The sequence below is a fragment of the Streptomyces sp. NPDC096079 genome, assembly GCF_040303145.1.
GTDB lineage: Bacteria > Actinomycetota > Actinomycetes > Streptomycetales > Streptomycetaceae > Streptomyces.
The window spans coordinates 98,363-119,734 of sequence record NZ_JBEOST010000006.1 but is presented as its reverse complement, the minus strand read 5'-3'; the positions used below and the strand labels follow the sequence as shown (position 1 = coordinate 119,734).

The 21,372-nt window shown below is 74.8% G+C and carries 20 protein-coding genes and 1 pseudogene; 14 read left to right on the top strand and 7 right to left on the bottom strand.

Annotation, left to right across the window (positions count from 1 at the left end):
* Window positions 1-51 precede the first annotated feature (51 nt).
* Window positions 52-636 (top strand): nucleosidase, encoded by a 585-nt coding sequence (locus tag ABTY59_RS14800; protein ID WP_352019312.1) that lies wholly within the window; start codon window positions 52-54, stop codon window positions 634-636.
* Between the two features lie 16 nt (window positions 637-652).
* Here ABTY59_RS14800 and ABTY59_RS14795 read toward each other — a convergent pair whose 3' ends face one another.
* Entirely contained in the window at window positions 653-1,825 is a 1,173-nt protein-coding gene (locus ABTY59_RS14795; RefSeq protein ID WP_352019311.1) for an alpha/beta hydrolase family protein, read from the bottom strand.
* Between the two features lie 195 nt (window positions 1,826-2,020).
* Here ABTY59_RS14795 and ABTY59_RS14790 point away from each other — a divergent pair, with 195 nt between their 5' ends.
* The 3 genes from ABTY59_RS14790 (at window position 2,021) to ABTY59_RS14780 (ending at window position 4,778) form a co-directional block, all read left to right on the top strand.
* Window positions 2,021-2,188, top strand: coding sequence for a putative leader peptide (locus ABTY59_RS14790; RefSeq protein ID WP_352019310.1), 168 nt, complete (start codon window positions 2,021-2,023; stop codon window positions 2,186-2,188).
* A 113-nt stretch (window positions 2,189-2,301) separates the two neighbouring features.
* Window positions 2,302-3,417: an LLM class flavin-dependent oxidoreductase gene (locus tag ABTY59_RS14785; protein WP_352019309.1), complete on the top strand. Its 1,116-nt coding sequence runs from the start codon at window positions 2,302-2,304 to the stop codon at window positions 3,415-3,417.
* A complete protein-coding gene (locus ABTY59_RS14780) occupies window positions 3,414-4,778 on the top strand; it encodes an NtaA/DmoA family FMN-dependent monooxygenase (RefSeq protein WP_352019308.1) in 1,365 nt (454 codons plus the stop codon). The genes ABTY59_RS14785 and ABTY59_RS14780 overlap by 4 nt, the downstream gene beginning before the upstream one ends.
* 52 nt (window positions 4,779-4,830) lie before the next feature.
* Here the strand turns inward: ABTY59_RS14780 and ABTY59_RS14775 are convergent, their stop codons facing one another.
* Window positions 4,831-6,720: a CocE/NonD family hydrolase C-terminal non-catalytic domain-containing protein gene (locus tag ABTY59_RS14775; protein WP_352019307.1), complete on the bottom strand. Its 1,890-nt coding sequence runs from the start codon at window positions 6,718-6,720 to the stop codon at window positions 4,831-4,833.
* Window positions 6,721-6,951: 231 nt separating this feature from the next.
* The gene (locus tag ABTY59_RS14770; RefSeq protein WP_352019306.1) at window positions 6,952-7,554 is read right to left on the bottom strand and encodes a TetR/AcrR family transcriptional regulator; all 603 of its coding nucleotides are present in this window, start codon (window positions 7,552-7,554) and stop codon (window positions 6,952-6,954) included.
* Window positions 7,555-7,691: 137 nt separating this feature from the next.
* On the opposite strand from ABTY59_RS14770, the pseudogene ABTY59_RS14765 reads away from it, so the two are divergent.
* The 3 genes and pseudogenes from ABTY59_RS14765 to ABTY59_RS14755 all read left to right on the top strand — a co-directional run.
* Window positions 7,692-8,435, top strand: a pseudogene (locus tag ABTY59_RS14765) (amino acid permease); the annotation flags it as partial.
* 199 nt (window positions 8,436-8,634) lie between these two features.
* On the top strand, window positions 8,635-9,186 hold the full coding sequence (locus ABTY59_RS14760) for an APC family permease (protein ID WP_352019594.1): 552 nt from the start codon (window positions 8,635-8,637) through the stop codon (window positions 9,184-9,186).
* Between the two features lie 5 nt (window positions 9,187-9,191).
* Window positions 9,192-10,052: a carbon-nitrogen hydrolase family protein gene (locus ABTY59_RS14755; RefSeq protein ID WP_352019593.1), complete on the top strand. Its 861-nt coding sequence runs from the start codon at window positions 9,192-9,194 to the stop codon at window positions 10,050-10,052.
* Here ABTY59_RS14755 and ABTY59_RS14750 read toward each other — a convergent pair.
* From ABTY59_RS14750 to ABTY59_RS14740, 3 genes are read right to left on the bottom strand one after another with little or no spacing between them, the layout of a single operon-like run.
* Complete coding sequence (locus ABTY59_RS14750) at window positions 10,049-11,161, bottom strand: PP2C family protein-serine/threonine phosphatase (RefSeq protein ID WP_352019305.1); 1,113 nt, start codon at window positions 11,159-11,161, stop codon at window positions 10,049-10,051. The genes ABTY59_RS14755 and ABTY59_RS14750 overlap by 4 nt on opposite strands.
* A 1-nt stretch (window position 11,162) precedes the next feature.
* Window positions 11,163-12,728, bottom strand: a complete 1,566-nt coding sequence (locus tag ABTY59_RS14745) for an MFS transporter (protein WP_352019304.1) — start codon at window positions 12,726-12,728, stop codon at window positions 11,163-11,165.
* A complete protein-coding gene (locus tag ABTY59_RS14740) occupies window positions 12,725-13,369 on the bottom strand; it encodes a TetR/AcrR family transcriptional regulator (protein ID WP_352019303.1) in 645 nt (214 codons plus the stop codon). The genes ABTY59_RS14745 and ABTY59_RS14740 overlap by 4 nt, the downstream gene beginning before the upstream one ends.
* A 300-nt stretch (window positions 13,370-13,669) precedes the next feature.
* Between ABTY59_RS14740 and ABTY59_RS14735 the strand changes: the two genes are divergently transcribed.
* The 5 genes from ABTY59_RS14735 to ABTY59_RS14715 all read left to right on the top strand — a co-directional run bounded on the left by ABTY59_RS14735 (window position 13,670) and on the right by ABTY59_RS14715 (window position 18,704).
* Entirely contained in the window at window positions 13,670-14,254 is a 585-nt protein-coding gene (locus ABTY59_RS14735; protein WP_352019302.1) for a TMEM165/GDT1 family protein, read from the top strand.
* A gap of 143 nt (window positions 14,255-14,397) precedes the next feature.
* Window positions 14,398-15,015 (top strand): TetR family transcriptional regulator, encoded by a 618-nt coding sequence (locus ABTY59_RS14730; protein WP_352019301.1) that lies wholly within the window; start codon window positions 14,398-14,400, stop codon window positions 15,013-15,015.
* Window positions 14,999-16,657 (top strand): acyl-CoA dehydrogenase family protein, encoded by a 1,659-nt coding sequence (locus tag ABTY59_RS14725; RefSeq protein WP_352019300.1) that lies wholly within the window; start codon window positions 14,999-15,001, stop codon window positions 16,655-16,657. The genes ABTY59_RS14730 and ABTY59_RS14725 overlap by 17 nt, the downstream gene beginning before the upstream one ends.
* Before the next feature lie 90 nt (window positions 16,658-16,747).
* Entirely contained in the window at window positions 16,748-17,281 is a 534-nt protein-coding gene (locus ABTY59_RS14720) for a VOC family protein (RefSeq protein WP_352019299.1), read from the top strand.
* 88 nt (window positions 17,282-17,369) lie between these two features.
* Window positions 17,370-18,704 (top strand): M20 metallopeptidase family protein, encoded by a 1,335-nt coding sequence (locus ABTY59_RS14715; protein ID WP_352019298.1) that lies wholly within the window; start codon window positions 17,370-17,372, stop codon window positions 18,702-18,704.
* A 37-nt stretch (window positions 18,705-18,741) separates the two neighbouring features.
* Here the strand turns inward: ABTY59_RS14715 and ABTY59_RS14710 are convergent, their stop codons facing one another.
* Window positions 18,742-19,626 carry a LysR family transcriptional regulator gene (locus ABTY59_RS14710; RefSeq protein ID WP_352019297.1) on the bottom strand — a complete coding sequence of 295 codons (885 nt, stop codon included), beginning with the start codon at window positions 19,624-19,626 and terminating at the stop codon, window positions 18,742-18,744.
* Between the two features lie 148 nt (window positions 19,627-19,774).
* Here ABTY59_RS14710 and ABTY59_RS14705 point away from each other — a divergent pair, with 148 nt between their 5' ends.
* Both ABTY59_RS14705 and ABTY59_RS14700 read left to right on the top strand, forming a co-directional pair.
* Window positions 19,775-21,019 (top strand): MFS transporter, encoded by a 1,245-nt coding sequence (locus tag ABTY59_RS14705; RefSeq protein WP_352019296.1) that lies wholly within the window; start codon window positions 19,775-19,777, stop codon window positions 21,017-21,019.
* A complete protein-coding gene (locus tag ABTY59_RS14700; protein WP_352019592.1) occupies window positions 21,019-21,336 on the top strand; it encodes a cupin domain-containing protein in 318 nt (105 codons plus the stop codon). The genes ABTY59_RS14705 and ABTY59_RS14700 overlap by 1 nt, the downstream gene beginning before the upstream one ends.
* Window positions 21,337-21,372 lie beyond the last annotated feature (36 nt).

Genomic DNA, 21,372 nt, shown 5'->3' with positions numbered 1-21,372 from the left:
GAGCACGCCCGGGTTGTACGGCGGGCGGGCTCTCGAACTAGCGTGGCCCCCATGGAACTCTTGGGAGAGATCACGGCCCACCGTCCGCTGCTCGTGCTCGCCGTCAAGGAGGAGGCGCAGTTCCTCGACACGGAGCTGCCCGTCCTGCTCACCGGCATGGGCAAGGTGAACGCGGCGACCGCGCTCGCGAGCGTGCTCGGGCGGGGGCCGCGGCCGTCGGGGATCGTGAACCTGGGTACGGCCGGGGCGCTGCGGCCCGGCTGGACCGGTACGCACGTCGTCGGCACGGTCGTGCAGCACGATCTCGACGGGGAGCTGCTCGCCACCCTGACCGGCGAGACGTACGGCGCGCCGCTGGCGCTGCCGGACGGCGGCGACGTGGTCCTGGCGACCGGCGACGCGTTCATCTCGGACGAGGCGGCCCGTGCCCGGCTCGCCGAGCGGGCGCCGCTGGTCGACATGGAGGGGTACGCGCTCGCGGCGGCTGCGGAGCTCGCCGGGGTGCCGCTGCGCATCGTGAAGCACGTGAGCGACGAGGCCGGTGACGGTGCCGCGCGCACCTGGCGCGAATCGGTCGCCGAGTGCGCGCGGGCGCTGGCCGACTGGGCGGAGGCGAACACCCCGTACCGCTCCTGACCCCGCCGGGGGCGGCTCAGCGGTGCTGGAAGTGGACCTCCGGGTTCCCGGGTGTCGGGCCGTCGAGCACCGGGCGCGGGAGCCCGCGCAGATGCGTGTCGAAGAAGGCCGCGACGTAGGTCCGGGTGACCGCCACGGCACGGTCGGTGGGCAGTTCGGGCTGGGGCAGGCCGAAGTGACGTGCGATCACGGGGCCGTCGGAGAAGGTGAAGTGTTCGGATCCGGCGACCGTGATCCAGCGCTTCCAGCCGTCGAGAGCGGTCCACGTCCGGTCCCAGGTGGTGTCCTGCCCGCCGGGCAGGTGCATGCCGTCGTGCGTCCCGAGCATCAGGAACGGGCGGCCCCGCAGGCCCTGGGCCGGGAGGTCCTCCCAGAACCGCCCGTCCATGTTGATCCCGGCGTCGATGCGCGGGTCCGCCGCCATCGCCGTGGCCGCGCTCGCCCCTCCGATGGAGTGGCCCGCCATGCCGACGCGGCGCGCGTCGATCGTGCCGGCGTACCTCCAGGCGGGCTCGGGCCCGGTGAGCCTGTCCAGGACGTACCGCATGTCGGCGGCGCGGGTCGAGGTGACGACGCTGCCGTGCACCCCGCCCTCGTCGAGCGCCGCGCAGGCGACGCAGGTGAGGACGCGGCCGCCGGGGAGGCTGATCCCGTACGACTCGTAGGCGTGGTCGACGGAGGCGACGACGTAGCCCCGCGAGGCGAGGTCCTCGGCGAGGTGGGTGAGCGTCCAGCGGGAGACGCCGAAGCCCGGCGAGAGCAGCACCAGGGGGTGCCGTCCGGGTGCGGGCCGGACGCCGGACCTGCTGTGGGTGCGCGTGCGGGCGAGTTCGTCGCCGGAGACGCCGGGCCCGAGCTGTTCGGCGAGCAGCCGCGCCTCCTCCCGCGTGGCGTACGGGACGGGGCGGCCGCCGCCGGGGAAGGCCGCCGGGTAGTGCAGCGTGACCATGAGCGCGCGGCCGTCGGCGGACGGAACCCACGGGTCGGTACGGGAGCGGTCGACGAGCGACAGGACCGTGCTGCCGACGGCGTACGGGCCGGTGGGGTCCGGGAGCACGGCCGCTCGTGAGGCCGGGGCCGCGGCGTTCGAGGCCGGGGTGTCCGGGGAGGCGGCCGTGGCGACGCCTGCGGGTAAGACGAGGGTACTGACGAGTGCGGCGGTCGCGGCCGCCCTGGTGAATCGGTTCATGCGGGCACGCTAGGCGCGGCTCCCGTGCGGCCGCGTCCGTCCACGGACTGACCTGCGGTCAGCCCAGGGTCTGACACGCGCTCCGTCCCTCGGGAGGGCCGCGGTGCGTCCCAACCGGCCTCCCCCGGTGCCGTCCTGACGTCCCGCCGGTCGGGACGACCTTGACACCGGCGACGGCGGCCTGCCTAGGGTGACGTGATCCGCCCGCACGACCACGGGCCGGAACCCGGAGGGGAGGCGCAGGTGCTCGCAGTGATCGTCACCGCGCACGTCCCCGCCCGTCCGCGTGCCCGCCTCGTCCGCCGTCGGCACGTCGACCTCTGCCGCACCTCCTCGGCCGTCTGTCCTTCCCCTCGCGCCTGACCCGCCCCGCGTGGGTCCGCGCGTCCCGTGACGTCCCGTCGCCCGGCCCCGTACAGCCGTGCCCCGCACCGCTGCCGCGCCGTCGCGCCTCCCTGTCGTACGGAAGGACTCCCATGCCCCGCCCCGCCCTGCGCCTGGCCGTCGAGATCGACGGCGACGGTGCCCATCCGGCCGCGTGGCGGCGTGCCGCGCACGCCCCCGGCACGCTGCTGACCCCGCGCCGGCTCGCCCGGGTGGCGTCCGCCGCCGAGAACGCCGGGTTCACCCTCGTCACCCTGGAGGACTCGATCCTCCCGCCCGGCGCCGCGCACGATCCCGTCGGACGGATCGGCGCGGTGGAGCGGGCCGCGTTCGTGGCCGCGTCGACGAGCGTCGTCGGCGTGGCGCCGGTCGTGGCGACCACGTACGCCGAACCGTTCCACGTCTCCTCGCAGCTCGCCTCGCTCGACCACGTCTCGGCCGGCCGGGCCGGCTGGGTCGTCGGCACCGAGGAGGACCCGGCCGCCGCCCGCGCCTGGGGCCGGCCGGTCGTCGAGGGCGCCGAGGCGGTCGTCCGCGAGGCCCACGACGGGCTCCGGGTCGTGCGGGACCTGTGGGACTCGTGGGAGGACGACGCGGTGATCCGTTCGGTGGCCACCGGCCGCTATCTGGACCGCTCGCGCCTCCACGCCGTCGACTTCGAGGGCGAGACGTACTCCGTGCGGGGCCCCTCGATCGTGCCGCGCCCGCCGCAGGGCCGGCCCGTGGTCCTCGCCCGCCCGGGTCTCGCCCCGGCCGGTCTCGCCGATGTCGCGCTCGTCGGCGGGGAGACGCCCTCGGAAGCGGGCCGGGCGGCATCGGCCGCGGGGGCGCCGCTCGCCTTCGCCGAGCTGGAGGTCGCCCTCGACACCCCGGGCGAGTCGGCGCGGGAGCGGATCGCCGACCTGGAGCGGCACGCCCCCTGGGAGGGCGGCCCTGACCGGTTGCGGTACTCCGGTCCCGCCGCCGGTCTGGTGGAGCTGCTGACGGAGCTCGGCGGTCACGTCGACGGGGTCCGGCTGCGCCCGCTCGTCCTGGACGAGGACCTCGCGGTGCTCTCCCGGCTCGTCCTGCCGGAGCTGTTCGTCCGGCGGATCGCCGCACGTCCGCTGCCGGGCACCACCCTGCGCACCTCCCTGGGCCTTCCCCGGCCCCTCAGCCGCTTCACGACCGACGGTGCCGCCGTGCTCGTCCGGGAGGAGACCCGATGACCCTCGCCGATCCGAACGACGTCCCGCGCCCGGACGCCCGGCTGCACTTCGGGGTGTTCTTCCAGGGGGTCAACCACTGGACGATCTGGTCGGACCCGTCGAGCGGTTCCCAGATCGACCCCGCCTCGTTCCTGAAGGTGGCGCGGACGGCCGAACGCGGGCTCTTCGACGCGTTCTTCCTCGGGGACGGGCTGCGGCTGCGCGAGTCGGAGGGCGGCGTCCACGAGCTGGACGTCGCCGGCCGCCCCGACGCGATCACCCAGCTGTCGGCACTCGCCGCCGCGACCGAGCGGATCGGCCTGGTCGCCACGTCCAACACCACCTTCAACGAGCCCGGCGACCTCGCCCGGCGGCTCGCCGGTCTCGACCTGCTCTCCGGCGGACGGGCCGGCTGGAACGTGGTGACCACCCACAACGCCTGGACCGGCGAGAACTTCCGGCGGGGCGGCTTCCTCGACCACGCCGACCGCTACCGGCGCGCCGAGGAGTTCCTCTCCGTCGCGCGCGCCGTGTGGAACGGCTGGGCGGACGGCGCCGTCGCCGGGTCCGCCGAGGCCCGGTCCTGGTCGGTGCCGGGTGCGGTGGGACGCGTACGGACGCGGACCGGGCACTTCGATGTCGATCTGGCGCCGACGCTGCCGCGCAGCGCGCAGGGGCATCCGGTCATCTTCCAGGCGGGCGACTCCGCCGAGGGCCGGGACTTCGCGGCCCGCAACGCGGAGGTGATCTTCTCCCGGCACGGTACGGACTTCGACGACGCGCTCGCCTTCGCGGAGGACGTCCGGCGGCGGCTGCGGGCGGCCGGACGGCCCGAGGACGCCCTGCGGATCCTGCCGGGCACGGAGATCGTCATCGGGGCCACCGAGAAGGAGGCCGAGGAGAAGGCCCGCTGGGTCCGCCTGGAGCAGGTCACGCCGGCCGTCGCGCTGGGCATCGCGAGCCTTCTGTGGGGAATCGACCTGTCCGGCCGGGACGCGGACGGGCCGCTGCCCGCCGAGGATCCGGTGGTCGCCGCGTACGACGGGAGGTTCGGCACCCGCCAGCTGGGCGAGACCCTCGACACGGTGGCCGAGTGGCGGGCGAAGGCCGACGCCCACGGCTGGTCCCTGCGCGAGACGGTCATCGAGCTCGGTCCGCAGCGCGGTCACGTCGGCACACCGGCCGGGCTCGCCGAGAAGTTCGCCCGGTTCGCCCGGCACGGCGCCGTCGACGGCTTCAACATCTCGCCGTATCTGGTGCCGGACGGTCTCGACGACATCGTCGAGCTGCTCGTGCCGGAGCTCCAGGAGCGGGGCGTGTACCGGACGGCGTACACGGGGACGACGCTCCGCGAGCACCTGGGTCTCGCGCCGGCGGTGTGACGCCGCGGGGAGGGTGCCCGGACCGCCGGGCACCCTCCCCGCCGCACGGCGCTCAGCCCAGCGGCAGTTCGAGGAAGGCGGGCGCGTCCTCCGGGGAGGTGACCGTGGTCTGGGTCCAGGTGACGGAGGCGTCGCCGTACAGCGGGTCCTTGCTGTCGACGACCAGCGTCAGCCGGTGCCCGGCGGCGATGTCGTAGGCGGCGGCCTGGAGCCGCCAGGTGACGGTGCGGTCCTCGTCGGGCGTCAGCCCGTACACGTTGAGCGGCTCGTGGGTGATGATCCGGGCCGTGCCGTCCTCGGCGACGTCGAAGAGGTGGGCGACGAGGCCCGCCGACGCGGCCGTGGAGCGGACGGTGAGGCGGAGCCGCGGGACGCCCCGGACCCGGCGGCCGGCGACGCCCTCCCCCTGCGGGGAGGTGAGCGGCGCGGTCGTCCACACGAGGGCGTGCCGCCGGTCGATCTTGCGGGTGTCGTAGATCTTGGGGTTGCCCGTGCGTTCCGCCCGGCCCGTGCCCATGAGCGCGTCCATGGCGGTGGCCTCGGTGTCGACTCCCGCGAGGAACGCGCGGCGCCACCCGGTGACCTCCGAGGGTGCCGAGGTCTCGCCCGCGGGGAGCAGCCGGCCGTCGGTGCAGCCCGCCCCGTCGCCGGTGAGGCCGAGGACCTCGACGCCGGTGGTGACCCGGCTCCAGTCCGCGCGGTGTTCCCGGACGGCCTCCTCGACGATCCGGTTCTCGCCGGTGGGCTCGCCGGTGCCGGGGTCCAGGACGGGTTCGGTGACGTGGGTGAACATGACCTCGCCGCAGACCTGTGCCCACTCCTCGACGCCGTTGCGCTCGCCCTTGAGGTGGTGGTCGAGCCAGGCGTACGCCTCGGCCAGGGGGAGGCCGGTCCCGCGGGGTTCCGTGCCGACGAGCCCCGGGCCCTCGGGGGCGGCGTGGTCGCCGATCCAGAGGTTGAGGCGCTTGGGGACGTCGAGGCCCTCGAAGGTGGTCAGGAGCTGGTTGACGGCGAAGAGGCCCTCGTGCCAGGTGTTCGAGAGGAAGGTGGGGGTCTCGTTGTCGTTCGTGAGGTGGAGGTACGACTCCGGGGCGCGCAGCCGGCCCCACTCGACGACCCGGTCCAGGTTCCGGTCGGCCAGGAAGTCGGCGAGGACCTCCTGGTTCGCCGCGTCGAACTTGCTCTCCACCGGGCCGCCCGTGAGCGCGAGCAGCGCCTTGACGGCGGCGAGGTGACGGGTGTCGTGGTCGAGCAGGCTGGTGGCCAGGTTCCCCCAGGTGCTGAGCGCGACGACGGCGGCGACGCGGTCGTCGTGGGCGGCGACGAGCTGGCTGATCCCGGAGCCGTAGGACTCGCCCAGAAAGCCGATCACGCTCGGGGCGAGGTGGTCGGTCGCGAAGTCGATGACGGCGGAGCCGTCGGCCCAGTCGTGGGGTCCGGCGACGTCGACGAAGCCCTCGGAGGTGGAGGGCAGCCCCGGGATGCCGAGGCCGCGGGGCGTGTAGGCGAGGACGTGGTAGCCCCGGCGGGCGAGGGAGAGGTAGCACCAGAGGAACAGCGGCCAGCCGAACGGGGTCCATCCGGCCGGGACGACGACCAGCGGGTGCGGGCCGGGGCCCCGCTGCCGGAGGCTGAACGCGGAGAGCCTGATACCGTCCGTGGCCTCGACGCGGTGGTACGCGGGGACGGCGAGGGCCCGCACCTCTTCGAGGGGCGCGGCGACCTCGGCGGGCAGCGGGGGCGCGTCACCGGCCCCGTTCAGGAGCGCGGTGGTGAGGGTCTGGGCCAGTCGTACGACGTCGGGGTCGACGGTCGCGTCGGCGGTCCAGAGGCCGCGGCCGGCGGTGCGGGAGACCTCTGCGGCGGTCAGACCCGCCGTGACGCCCGGGAAGCCGGGGAATTCCTCGGACGGTGCAGGGGCGAAGGGGTTGTCCTGGGGCACGAGCACCCGATCCTCTCGACTGGGCTGTCAGCGGTCCGCGCTGCGGATGGTCGCAAGCCTCACGTACCGGGAACGGAGCGACCAGAGCGCACGAACGGCGCACGGGACGCGCAACCGGTCGGCAACGACACAAGCCGCCCGGCGGTCGATGTTTGCCGCTCCGCCTCCGCGCCCCGAATGCCCCGGGGCACTTGCCGGGCGTCACGGGCCCGCCCTGATCGGCGCGTCACCCTACGGAGCCTCCGGCAGGTGTCCCGTCGCCGCGCGGGCGTAGGAGTGCAGGGCGGCGATCACCTCCCGGGGCGAGCGGCGGCCGGCGAGCACGTCCATCTGGTAGCCGTCCTCCATCGCCACGAAGTTGGCGGCGAGGAGCCGGGCCGGGTCCGAGAGGGTGAAGTGTCCCTGAGCCTCGCCGAGGACCAGGATGCCCTGGTAGACCCCGATCTGGCGCTCGGTCAGGACGCTGTCGAGCGCGGCGGCCTTGGGGTCCCGCAAGGTGCGGGGCCAGTACTCGAAGAGCAGCCGGGGAAGCCGGTCCTGGGGGCCCGAGGCCACGCCGGACGCGATGCAGCTGCGCAGTCGCGCCCGCGCGTCGGAATCCCCCTCCGCCGTCGTCTCGCGCTCCGCGCAGAACCGCTCGATGGCCTGTCGGAAGGTCTCGTACATCAGGGCGTCGAGGTCTTCGTAGTAGTACAGGACCGCGGCCGGGGTGACCCCCGCCTCCGCGGCGACGTCCTTCAGCCGGACCCCTTCGAGCCCCCGGCTGAGCAGGGCCCGCGCCGCCGCCTCGCCGAGCTGGGCGCGCCGGGCCTCCTGGTCCTTGCTCCGCGCCAACGGGTCCCTCCGCGTCTCGTGATCTGAACCGATACCAAAAGATACAACCCCAGGCCTTGACCGGACCACGACTCTTTCCTTAAATCTGCGTTTAACGAATACGGGATGTCCGTACGCCCCTCACCAGGAGGCCCCTCATGACCAGCGCGTCCGATCCGTCACCCGCTCCGGCACCACCCCTCGGCAAGGGTCTGCGGGGAGACTCCGTCGGTCTTCTCGCGACGATCGCCCTCGGGCTCGCCTCCGTCGCCCCCGCGTACAGCATCGCGATCACCCTGGGCCTCGTGACCCTCGTCGTCGGCGACCGGGCCCCGGCCGCCCTGGTCCTGGGCTTCGTGCCGATCCTCCTCACGGCCTTCGCGTTCCGGGAACTGAACCGGCGGATGCCGGACTGCGGCACGACCTTCGTCTGGAACACCCGGGCGTTCGGCCCGGCCGTCGGCTGGGTCGCGGGCGGTTGGGCGGTCCTGGTCGCGACCGTCCTCGCGATGACCGCGCTCGCCCAGGTCGGGGCCGCCGCGCTGCTCGCCTTCCTCGGGCTCGACAGCGCGGCCGGCGGCACCCTCGCCGTGACCGCCGTCGCCGTCCTCCTGATCGCCCTGGTCGTGACCGTCGCCTACCGGGGCGTCCGGCTCGCCGCCCACGCGCAGTACGCGATGCTCGCCCTCCAGCTCCTCGCCCTGCTCGCCTTCGGGATCGCCGCCTTCGCCCGTGACGGCGCCGCCACCCCGTCCCTGAGCTGGATCGACCCCTTCGGCTTCGACGACTTCGGCACGTTCGCCCAGTCCGTGCTCCTGTGCCTGTTCGTCTACTGGGGCTGGGACGCCCTGATCACCTTCAACGAGGAGACCGTGGACAGCGACCGCACCCCCGGCAGGGCCGCGGTCGCCTCCACCGTGGTCCTGCTCGTCACCTACCTCTTCACCGCGTTCGCGGCGATCACCTTCGCCGGTACGGGCACCGGAGGGCTCGGCCTCGGCGCCGAGGAGAACGCGGCCGACGTCCTGACCCACCTCGCGCCCACCGTCCTCGGCGGCGCGGGGGGGCCGGATCGTCTCGCTCGCCATCGCCGTCTCGGCCGTGGGCGCCCTGCTGACCTGCGCCGGCTCCACGCCCCGGAGCGCGCTGTCGATGAGCGCGCACGGCGCGCTGCCCGCCGCGTTCGGGCGCATGCACCCGCGCTTCCGCACCCCCGCGTTCGGGACGGTGTCCTGCGGAGCCGCGGCGGCCGCGGCCCTGGTCCTACTCACCCTGGTCTCGGCCGACTTCCTCGGCGACGCCATCCTGTCGATCGGCCTCCTGATCGCGTTCTACTACGGCGTCACGGGCTTCGCCTGCGCCTGGTACTTCCGTCGGCAGCTGCGGAACTCCGCCCGCGACCTGCTGTTCAAGGGCGTCCTGCCGGCGACCGGCGGCCTGATGATGCTGGCGGCGTTCGTCCGCAGCGCCTACGACATGGCCGATCCCGACTACGGCTCCACCTCGCTCGGCGGGGTCGGCGGGGTCTTCCTCCTCGGCGTCGGCTCCCTCGTCCTCGGCGGCGTCGTGATGCTGCTCGTCCGCGCCCGCCACCCGCGTTTCTTCCAGGACGGCCGCACGGCCGTCACCGCCCTGACCGTCACGGAGAACTGAGCCCCATGCGCACCCTCGCCATCGCCGCCGTCCAGACCACCCCCGTCGCCCACGACCCGAAGGCCAGTTGGGACCGGTTCGCCGACCAGGTCCGCGCGGTCCGCGACACCTTCCCGCACGTCCAGCTCGTCGTCGTACCGGAACTCCTGCTCTCGGCGGAGGCACCGCTGCTCCGGGCGCGCGCCGAGTGGATGCGGGAGGCCGCCGTGCCGGTTCCCGGGCCGCTCACGGATCTCCTCGGGGCCCTGGCCCGCGAGACCGGGCTCTGGCTGGTCCCCGGCAGCGTCTACGAGCGCGGCGACGACGGCCACGTCCACAACACGGCCCTCGCCGTCTCCCCCACGGGCGAGATCGTCGCCCGATACCGCAAGGTGTTCCCCTGGCAGCCGTACGAGCAGACGCGTCCCGGCGGCGAGTTCGTCGTCTTCGACCTGCCCGGGATCGGCCGCGCGGGGCTGGCCATCTGCTACGACGGCTCGTTCCCCGAGACGGCGCGACAGCTGGCCTGGCTGGGCGCGGAGGTGATCATCCAGCCGACGCTGACCACCACCCGGGACCGCGAGATGGAGCTGGTCTGCGCCCGGGCCAACGCCTGGACCAACCAGCTGTACGTCGTGAACGTCAACGCCGCCGATCCGGCCGGCGTCGGCGCCAGCGTCGTCGTCGACCCGGAGGGCATCGTCCGGCAGCAGGCGGGCACGGGCGAGGAGGTCCTGGTCGACGTCCTCGACCTCGACACCGTCACCCGCGTCCGCACCTACGGCTCCGCCGGCATCAACCGGCCCTGGGCCCAGCTCGCCCGCTACGGCGACCGGATCGAACTGCCCATGTACGGGGGTACGTTCCGGCCCGTGCCCTGGGCCTAGCCGGTTCGGGGCGGGCACGCCACGACGACGGCCGCGACGTCGTCGTCGAGGCCGCCCGCCCCGTACGCGGAGAGGTCGCGGTGGAGCAGCTCCGGCAGTGCGGCGGCCGGCTCCCGGACCCAGCCGCGCAGGCGCAGCTCCAGCGGGTAGAACGTGCCCGCCCGGTCTCGGGTCTCGCTGACGCCGTCGGTGTAGAGGAGCAGCCGGTCACCCGGCCCGAACGGGACCTCCTCGATCCGGTGGTGGTTCTCGGCGAGCCCCGCGAGGTTGACCGGCAGCGAGGGGTCGGCGAACCGCACGGGTTCGACGCCGGTCGCGCGCTGGAGCAGCGGGGCGGGGTGGCCGCAGCTGAGGAGCCGTACGACGTCGTGCTCGTCGGGGAGCTCCGCCAGGACGACGGTGGCGAAGCGTTCGGCCGCGTCCGAGTCGGGGTCCCACGCGCCGTACCGGGCCAGGCCCTCGTCGAGCCGGTCCGCGAGGGCCCCGAGGTCGACGGCGTCGTTGACGGCGGCGCGGAAGGAGCCGAGCAGGACGGAGGCGGTCTCGACGGCGCCGAGGCCCTTGCCCTGGACGTCGCCGAGCATCACGCGCACCGCGCCGGGAATCCTGACGGCCTCGTAGAAGTCGCCGCCGATCCTCGCCTTGGCCGCGGCCGCCACGTACAGCAGGTGCAGTTCGAAGCGGCCGAGGCGCTCGGGCAGCGGGCGCAGGACGACCCGCTGGACGACCTCGGCGACGGCGGTGACCTCGCGCAGGTCCCGCTCGTAGCGGGTCCTGGCCCGGCTGACCCAGGCCGCGGCCGCGGTCACCAGCGCGAGGACGATCTCGCTGGAGAGGAGTTCGGAGGCGAAGCCCTCGCCCCGGCTGAAGCTGAGCAGGGCACGGACGCCCATCGCAGTGAGTCCGATGGCGATGGTCCCGCGGACCGGCCAGGTGACGGCGGCGAGGGCGGGCGCCGCGACCAGGAGACGGTCGAACCGCTCCCGGTCGGGGGTGACCAGGTCGGCGACGACCGTCACCACCAGGACCAGGAAGGGCAGGGCGCGACCGAGGTTGAACTGGGTGCGCGCCGCCGTGCCGGGAGGGCGGCGGTGACCTGCTGAGGGCATCTCATGATCGTACGCAGGGCCTTCGGCGGGACCCGGGTGTCGTCGGCTCCGGGCGTGTCCCCCGGCGTTCCGCGCGGCCGGGCAGGGCGAGGGCGGCGGGAACGGCGAGCGCGGCGACCACCGCCAGGGCGGGGAGGGCCGCGCCCCGGACCGGTTCGAAGCCGGCGTCCGGGACGAGCGCCACGAGCAGCGTCGCGAGGGCGACGCCCAGCGCCGGTCCGGTGTTCATCGCGGTCTGCTGGAGCCCTCCGGCGACTCCGGCGTGGGCCTCCGGGGCGCGGTGCACGACGACGGAGGTGGCGGTGATCATGAGCGTGACGAATCCGGCGCCGATGAGCGCGGAGGCGCAACCGACGGGGAGCGCGCCGGCGCTCGCGTCGAGCCGGGCGAGCAGCAGGACCCCGAGCGTGAGCAGCGCGGCGCCCGCGGTCGCGGTGCGCCGGGGGCCGAAGCGGCGCTGGAGCGGCGGGCAGAACAGGGCGCCGATGATCATGAGGGCGGCGAGCGGGAGGAAGCGCAGGGCGCAGCCGAGGGGGTCGATTCCCTGGACGTCCTGGAGGAAGTACGTCGCCACGAAGAGCGCGCCGGACAGGGCCGCGGAGGCGGCGAGGAGCGCGGCGAGCCCCGCGACGACCGGGACGCTCCGGAGCAGCGCGAGGGGCAGCAGGGGGTGCGGGGCCCTGCGCTCCTGCCGGGCGAAGGCGACCCCGGCGCCCAGGGCGGCGCCGCAGGCGAGGACGGCGGCCCCCGCGTGGCCGGGCCGCGCGGCCGCGTCGAGCCCGTACACCAGCAGCCCGAGCGTCGCGGCGAGCAGCACCGCACCGAGCGGATCGAGCGCGGCAAGACCGGGCGCCGTGCGGCCGGGGGCGGCGGGGACGGGCGCCGGGCGGGCCGGGTCGGCGACAACAGGCGCCGAGTGCGCGGGGGCGGCGGGGCCGGGCGCCGGGCGGGCCGGCCCGGAGAGGTCGTGCGTCCTCCGGCCGGGGGCGGCGACGGGCGCCGGCTCGGCGGCGGGGGGCGTGCGGGGGTGTTCCGGTGCGGTCAGGGCGAGCAGGCCGATCGCGAGGGTCGGGGGCACGCCGAGGAGGAAGACCGCGCGCCAGCCGTACGAGGAGACCAGCGCGCCGCCGACGAGCGGGCCCGCCGCGGCGGCGAGTCCGATGGCGGCCGTGCGCACGGCGATCGGCGTCGCGAGCCGCTCCGGTGGGTAGGCCGTGCGCAGCATGCCGAGCGTGGCGGGCTGGAGCAGCGCCCCGCACACGCCCTGGAGCACGCGGAGCGCGATGACGGTGCCGATGCCGGGGGCCAGGGCGATCCCGGTCGAGGCGGCGGCGAAGCCGAGGGCACCGACGGCGAAGACCCGCCGGTGGCCGTACCGGTCGCCGAGGCGGCCCGCGAGGACGAGGAGGCTCGCGACGGCGACGAGATAGCCGGTGCTGGTCCACTGGACCTGCCCGACCTGGGCGTGCAGGTCGCGCTGGAGCGCGGGCTGGGCGACGGTGAGGACCGTGCCGTCGAGGGCGACCACGGCGGCGCCGACGACGCTGCAGGCGAGGGTGCGGTTCACGGGGCGGACTCCACGGGGCCGAGGTGGGCGTCGAGGGCGGCGGCCAGGAAGGGCTCGGGGTCGTCCCCGCCGGTGGCGAGGCGGAGGCTGCCCCAGTGCCAGAGCTGGGCGATGCCGTGCAGGTTGGCCCAGAGGGCGCCGGCGAGGACGGTGGGTTCGGTCCCGGGGCGCGCCTGGGCGACGAGCGCGGCGAGGTGGGCGAAGAGCGGCAGGCTGGTCTCGCGCAGCCCGAGGCGGCCGCTTTCCAGCAGGTCGTGCCGGAACATCAGCTCGTACATGCCGCGCCGGGTGCCGGCGTAGTCGAGGTAGACGCGCGCGAGCGCCTCGATCCGCGCGCGGGCCGGGGCCTCTTCGGGGTCCGCCTCGGCGACGCGGGCGGCCAGTTCGGCGAAGCCCTGCCGGGCGATGGCGGACAGGAGGTCCAGGTGGGCCGGGAAGTACCGCCGGGGGGCTCCGTGGGAGACGCCCGCGCGGCGGGCGATCTCGCGCAGCGAGAGGGCCTGGGCGCCCTCGGAGTTCACCAGCTCGACGCCGACGCGGACGAGCCGGGTGCGCAGCCCGTCGTCCTCGTTCCTGTCTCCACCCCCGCTCCCCGTCTCGTTCTCGTTCTCGTTCTCGTCGCTGTGATCGACCGGGTTCATAGACACTGTCTACCAAGATCGAGTAGACACTGTCTACCCACCTTCACGCCCTCGTCCGTTACACTGGGCGACAGCGAAGGGGAGTAGCCCTGCGAACCGGTCGTCGACACACTGGAACCCCCGGGTTCCCGGTGACCGGGTCCGCGCACCGTGCGGACGGGCGAGACCTTCGGCCAGGCAACAGCCGCGTCCGCGTCTTCCGTGGGCGTGGTCCGTCATGCCGGGCCGAGTGGTCCTCCCGTCGCCCACCGAGGTGTCGTGCGGAGCCGCGGGGCCCGGACCGAGCAGAGAGCCCCCGGTATGCACCTCGACCCCTTGGCGATCCTCACCGCCTTCGGGCTGATCTTCCTCGCCGAACTCCCCGACAAGACGATGTTCGCGTCCCTCGCCATGGGCACGCGCATGCGTCCGCTGTACGTGTGGATCGGCACCTCCACCGCCTTCCTGGCCCATGTCGCCATCGCGGTGGGCGCCGGCAGCCTCCTCGGACTGCTCCCGGGCTGGACCGTGAAGCTGGTCTCGGCCCTGATGTTCGGCTTCGGCGCGTTCATGCTGCTGCGCGCCGGTGGCGACGACGACGAGGCAGACGCGGGCGGCCGGACGGTCAGCGGCTTCTGGCCCGTCTTCTCCACCGCGTTCATGGCCGTCTTCATCAGCGAGTGGGGCGACCTGACCCAGATCACCACCGCCAACCTGGCCGCCACCAACGGCACCTGGTCGACGGCGATCGGCTCCTTCGCCGCCCTCACGACGGTCTCCGCCCTCGCTCTGGTCGCGGGCCGCTTCATCGCCAAGCGCGTCCCCCTCAAGACCGTGCAGCGCATCGGCGGCATCTGCATGGCGGGCCTCGCGATCTGGTCCCTGACCGAGGTCTTCACCGGCTGACCGCACCCCCTGTCCGGCGCACGCCCCCTCCCTGGACGGGAGGGGGCGTGCGCCGTTCCGGGAGGGGAGGGGGCGTTCGCCGTTCCGGGAGGGGGCGTGCGCGGCCCCTTGATGAAGGAATGAATCACTGCTTCACTCCTTCCATGCCCTACCGACGCACCCCCGCCGTGCAGGCGCGGCTCGACGCCCAGCGCGCCTCGGTCGTCGACGCCGCCCTCGGGCTGCTCGCCGAGCAGGGGTACGCGGGCTGCACGATGGCCGCCGTCGCCGCGCGCGCCGGAATCGCCACGGGCAGCGTGTACCGCCACTTCCCGAGCAAGGCCGAACTCGCCGTCGAGCTGTTCAGGACCGTGGTGAGCCGGGAGGTGGCGGCCGTCTCCGCGGCGGCCGGGCATCCCGGGCACGGGTCGGCGGCCGAGCGGGTGGTCGCCGTGATCGAGACCTTCGCCCAGCGGGCCCTGAAGTCGCCCCGCCTCGCCTACGCCCTGCTCGCCGAACCGGTCGACCCGGCCGTCGACGCGGAGCGGCTCGTCTTCCGGCGCGCGTTCCGGGACGTGTTCGCCGCGCGCGTCCAGGAAGGCGTCCGCTCGGGCGAGCTACCGCCCCAGGACCCGGCCCTGACGGCCTCGGCCCTGGTCGGGGCGGGCGCCGAGGCGCTCGTCGGGCCGCTGGCGGAAGGGTCCGTGGGGCCCGAGACCGTACCCGCACTCGTCACCTTCACCCTGCGAGCACTGGGAGTTCCCGATGCCGACCACGCATGAGGTCACCAATCAGGTACCGCCGCTGACCGGTTACGACGTCTCCGCCGACCCCGCGCTCCTGGAGGCGCTGCGCCGGGAGGGCGCGGGCTGGGCCGAGGCCGAGGTCCGCGAGCTCGGGGCGAAGGCGGGAGGCGAGGAGGCCCAGGAGTGGGGCCGGCTCGCCGAGCGCCACTCCCCCGTCCTGCACACCCACGACCGGTTCGGGCACCGGATCGACGAGGTCGAGTTCCACCCGTACTGGCACGAGCTGATGGACACGGCGGTACGGCACGGGCTGCACGCGGCTCCCTGGCGCGACGAGCGGCCGGGGGCGCACGTGGCGCGCGCGGCCAAGCTGTTCGTGTGGGGACAGGCCGACGCGGGGCACCTGTGCCCGGTCTCCATGACGTACGCGGCGGTGCCCGCGCTCCGCGTCCAGCCCGAGCTGGCCGAGGTGTACGAGCCGCTGCTCACCTCCTCCTCGTACGACTTCGGGCTGCGGGTGCCGACGGAGAAGCGCGGCATCATCGCCGGGATGTCGATGACCGAGAAGCAGGGCGGCTCGGACGTCCGGGCGAACACGACCCGGGCCGTGCCCACGGGCGAGCCGGGGCAGTACGCGCTGACCGGCCACAAGTGGTTCACCTCGGCGCCGATGTCCGATGTCTTCCTCACCCTGGCGCAGGCGCCCGGCGGCCTGTCCTGCTTCCTGGTGCCCCGGGTGCTGCCCGACGGCAGCCGCAACGCGATCCGGCTCCAGCGCCTCAAGGACAAGCTGGGGAACCGCTCCAACGCCTCCTCCGAGATCGAGTACGAGGGCGCCCTCGGCCTGCTGGTCGGCGAGGAGGGGCGCGGGGTGGCCACCATCATCCGGATGGTCAACATGACGCGGCTCGACTGCGCCGTCAGCTCCGCGTCCGGGATGCGCCTCGGGCTCGTCCAGGCCGTGCACCACGCCACCCACCGCGAGGCGTTCGGGGCGCGGCTCGTGGACCAGCCGCTGATGCGGAACGTCCTGGCGGACCTGGCCGTCGAGGCGGAGGCCGCCACCGTGGCGGCGCTGCGCCTCGCGGGCGCGGTGGACCGGGCCGCGCGCGGCGACGCGGAGGAGGAGCTGCTGCGGCGGCTCGGGCTCGCGGTCACCAAGTACTGGGTCTGCAAGCGGGCGCCCGCGCACGCGGCCGAGGCGCTCGAATGCCTGGGCGGCAACGGCTACGTCGAGGACTCGGGCCTGCCGAGGCTCTACCGGGAGTCGCCGCTGCCGTCCATCTGGGAGGGTTCCGGTAACGTCGCCGCGCTCGACGTGCTGCGGGCGATGGCCCGTCAGCCGGAGGCGGTGGAGGCGTACTTCGCGGAGGTCGACCGGGGCGCGGGGGCCGACCGGCGCCTCGACGTGGCGGTCGCGGGTCTCCGCAAGGACCTCGCGGGGCTGGGCGACCCGGACGCGGCGGCGTACGGGGCGCGACGGCTCGTGGAGCGCCTCGCCCTGGTCCTCCAGGGGTCCCTGCTCGTCCGGCACGGCCACCCGGCGGTCGCCGACGCGTTCTGCGCGTCCCGCCTCGACGGCGACCGGGGCCTGGCCTTCGGCACGCTGCCGGCGGGCGTGGACACGGCGGCCATCATCGCGCGCAGCGGCCCGGAGGCGGTCAGCGTTCCGGCCTGAGCCGTCATGTCGGACAGGGCCTGACCTACTTCGCGCCTAGCGTGACTCCCGTACGGCAGCGAGAGGCACATCGGCGAAGGGATCAGGAAGATGTCCGAGCACAACGGCACCGTACCGAAGGGGTACACGACCGTGGCGCCCTGGGTCGTCACCGAGGACACGGGGGCCTTCCTCGACTTCGTCACCCGGGCGTTCGAGGGTGAGGAGCTGGCCCGGGTGGTGACCGAGGACGGGGCGGTCGGTCACGGCGAGATCCGGGTCGGCGACACCGTCGTCCTGGCCTTCGACCGACGCGCGGACTGGCCCGCCCTGCCGAGTCTGCTGCGCGTGTTCGTCGCCGACGCGGACGAGGCGTTCGCCCGGGCGACCGCGGCGGGCGCCCGGGTCGTCACCCCGCTCGCCGACGACGCGTTCGGACAGCGCGGCGGGCGGGTCCGCGACCCCTTCGGCAACATCTGGTGGGTGAGCTGTCTCGTCGAGGAGGTCGCGGAGGACGAGATGTGGCGGCGGCTCGCTGACCCGGTGTACGCGGAGACCATGCGGGTGGCCCAGGAGACGCTCGACGCCGAACTCGGCGGCAGGGACGAGGGCCGCAGCAGCGCGCCGGTGCGCCCGACGGGCTGACCGGGGCGCCGTGGCCCGCTCCGGGTGGCAGTCTGGTCGGACACGGTTCCCGGGGCCATGGGCTCCGGCCGGCACGAGGGAGTCCCCGTTGGGCGGCGAGGCGATCCACGACGAACTCGACGAGCGGGCGGCCGGGGTGGCCGATCAGGTGGTGGCCTGGCGGCACCACCTGCATCAGTACCCGGAGCTGTCCAACCGGGAGGTGAACACGGCCCGGTCGGTGGCGGACCATCTGCGCGCCCTGGGCCTCGACGAGGTCCGGACCGGCATCGCCGGGCACGGGGTCGTGGGCGTCCTGCGCGGCTCGGGGCCGGGCGCGGCGGCACCGGAAGGCGGCGCGCCGGACGCCGGGCGGGTCGTGGCGCTGCGGGCGGACATGGACGCGCTGCCGGTGAAGGACCTGTGCGGGGCGGAGTTCGCCTCCGCGGTGGTGGACGCCGACTATCCCGGAGGTCCTTTCCCCGTGTCCCACGCCTGTGGGCACGACTGCCACACGGCGATGCTGATGGGTGCGGCCACGGTGCTGGCCGGTGTCCGCGACCGGCTTCCCGGCACGGTCCTCTTCGTGTTCCAGCCCGCCGAGGAGGGCCCGCCGGTGACGGAGGAGGGCGGGGCGCGGGCGATGGTCGGGGCCGGTGCCTTCGCCGACCCCGTGCCGACCATGGCCTTCGGCCTGCACGTGACGCCGTTTCCGAAGGGGTACGTGGGATACAGGACCGGCAACCAGTACGGGGCGTCCGTCCTCGTGCGCGTCGTCGTCACCGGGAAGCAGGTGCACGGCTCCACGCCGTGGGAGGGCGTCGACCCGATGCCGGCGGCCGGCGCGATCCTCACGGGCATCGGCCAGCTGTACCGGCAGGTCTCGGCCTTCGACCCGGTGACGGTGACGATCGGGCACGTCGAGGACGTGGGCCGCTTCAACATCATCGGCGAGACGGTGACCCTGTGGGGCACGGTCCGCTGTGCCGTGGAGTCCGACATGGCCGAGGTCCGGCGCCGGCTGACGACGCTGGTCGAGCACTCGGCGGCGGCGTACGGCGCGACGGCCACGGTCAGCTACCTGCAGCCCGTGCCGCCCGTGCACAACAGCGCCCCGTGGGTGGAGGCCGGGCTGCCGACCCTCCGCCGGGTCGTCGGCGCGGACCGGGTGCGGGAGACGGGCGCGACCCTCGGGTACGACGACGTCTCCGAGTTGATCGGCCGGTTCGGCGGCCTGTACGTGATGCTCGGCGTCCAGGACGCCGTCCTGGACACCTCCGGCCGGCCGGTCCCGCTGGAGGGCGGGCGCGGTCTGGTCACCAACCACAACCCGCGCTTCTACGCGGACGACGCCACTCTCGTCACCGGCGTCCGTCTCCACGCGCACGTGGCGTACGACCACCTGACGGGTGCGCTGCTCGCGGAGCGGCGGGACACCCCCTAGGGAGCAGCCCCTGACGAGCACCCCCGGCGACCAGCCCCTAGGGAGCCGTGCCGACCGCTGCCACGAAGGCCCTCAGCAGGGCCGATGCGGAGGCGGTGGGCCACACGAGGCCGTACTCGAGGGGCGGGACGTCACGCAGGGGGACGTAGGCGACGCCGGGACGCGGGTGGTAGCGGGCGCCTCGCGCCGCCCCGGGGGAGGCGCCCCGGCCGGCGGTCACATGGGAGAGGACCTCCTGCCAGGTGGCGGCGGACGGTCCCCGTCCCACCGGGGCTCCGGACGGGGTGGCCCGGGGGTAGTGGTGGTCGAGCCAGCGGTCGGGGGAGGCCCCGCCCGGGGCGATCAGGTCGAGGCCCGCGAGGTCCTCCGGGCAGAGGGAGGTCCGGCCGGCCAGGGGGTGACCGGCGGGCAGGAGCAGCACCCGCTCGTCGGTGACGACCGCGGGGCCGGTGCTGAGGTCCGGCTCGCGCACCGGGAACGCGGCGCACTGCACGTCGAGCGTCCCCTCCCGGAGGGCGCGGACCCCGGCGTCGAAGGGGACCTCGTGGACGGTGATCTCACAGCCGGGGTGCAGGGCGAGCAGGGTGTCGGCGGCGGCCGTGAGCAGTTCGGCGCCCCAGGGGGTGCCGAAGCCGACCCGCAGCCGGCCGTGGACGCCGCGCCCGGCGGCGGTGGCACGGTCGAGAGCGGCTCCGATCCGCCGGTAGGCGGGCAGGAGGTCCTCGTACAGGGCGTGGCCGACCGGTGTGAGCCGCACGCTGCGGCTGGTGCGCGCGAAGAGCGGGGTGCCGACGCGGCGCTCCAGCTTCTTCACGGTCTGGCTGATCCGGCCGGTGGAGACACCGAGGAGCTCGGCGGTGCGCCCGAAGTGGAGTTCCTCGGCGAGCGTGAGGAACGCCTCCAGTTCGTACCGTTCGAGCACCGGCCCCGCCCCTCCCTCTCCGCTGATCGTTGAGCGTGACTCAACGCCGGTTTCATGATGCCATCTTGATCCACCGGGACCGCGGCGAGGAGCCTTGAGGCGTCCCCCTCCCCCGTACGGAAGAGCCTCCGTGGCCCCACACTCCCTCATGTCCCCCACCCCTGCCCGGCCCCTGAACGTCCCGCTCCTCGCCGTGGCGGGCGCGGTCACCGTCGCCAACATCTACTTCCCGCAGCCGCTGCTCGCCGCCGTGGCACACGGCCTGGACGTGACGGAGCGGACGGCGGGACTGATCGCCTCGGCCGCCCAGATCGGCTACGCGCTCGGGATCCTGCTGCTCGTGCCGCTCGCCGACTCCGCGCGCCTGCGTCGCCTCACCTCGGTGCTGCTGGCCCTGACCAGTACCGCCCTGCTCGTCGCCGCGGCGGCGCCCGACGTGCTCACCCTCGCGGTCGCGACGCTCGCGCTCTCCACCACGACGGTGCTGCCGCAGATCCTCACCCCCGTCGCGGCGGTGCTCGCGGACCCCGGGCGGCGGGGCCGGGTCGTGGGTCTGGTGGGCCTCGGACTGACCCTCGGCTCCACCCTGTCGCGTACGGTGTCGGGCGCCGTGACCGACGCGAGCGGCAGCTGGCGGTGCGCCTACGCGGTCGCGGCCGTGGCGACGGCGGCGCTGCTGCCCGTCCTGCCCCGGCGGCTGCCCGAGCGTCTCGGGCAGCCGGCGCGCACCTCGTACGGCGCGCTCCTGGCCGGGCTCCCGCGGCTCCTCGCGGTCCACCGGGAGCTGCGGGTCTCGGCGCTGCTCGGCGCGTGCGTCTTCGCCGCGTTCAGCGTCTTCTGGTCCGTGCTCGCCTTCCACCTGGCGGCCCCGCCGCTGGGGTACGGGCCCGGGGCGGCGGGTCTGTTCGGGCTGCTGACGCTGCCGGCGGCGCTGCTGTCGGCGGCGGCCGGACCGCTGGCCGACCGGTACGGCGCCTCGGCGGTGAGCGTGGGGGGCCTGGCCTGCGCGGGGTTCGGCCTCACGACGGCCGGATTCGCCCCGTACTCCCCCGTGGCCCTGGTGGCCGGGGCGAACCTGCTGGTGGCCGGGGTCAGCTCCTGCCAGGTGGCCGGCCAGGCGCGGATCCTCGGGATCGGCCGCGCGGTGGCGGCGCGCGTCAACACGGTCTTCATGCTCGCCACGTTCGCGGGCGGCGCGCTCGGCTCCCTGGCGGGATCCTGGCTGTACGCGGTGCACGGCTGGCTCGCCGCGCTGCTCGCGGCCGGGGCGTGCGTCGCCGTCGCCGGGCTCGTGGTGGTGGTCGCGGCACGACCGGCGGCCTCGACTTGCGTCCGGGACGTCACACGGGAGGCTGGGGGTATCCGCCCGCGCATCCCGCAGGGAGAGTCATGATGCTGGACCTCACCGCCCTCGCCGACGAGCACCTGGCAGCGGCCCGCACGGCACCGCACGGGCGCAGCGCCCACCGGATCATGCACGACGGGGTGCTGCGGCAGACCGTCATCGCCCTGACCTCGGGCACCTCCCTGGACGAGCACAACGCGCCCCCGGCGGCGAGCCTCCAGGTGCTGCGGGGCCGGGTGAACCTGACGGCGGCCGGGTGGGCGGAGGAGCTGCCGGCGGGCACACTGCGGATGATCCCCAAGGAGCGGCACGGGCTGACGGCGCTGGAGGACGCGGTGGTGCTGCTGACGGCCGTGAACGACTGAGCACCGGAGGAAATTCGGTGCCGCCCGGGTGCGGGG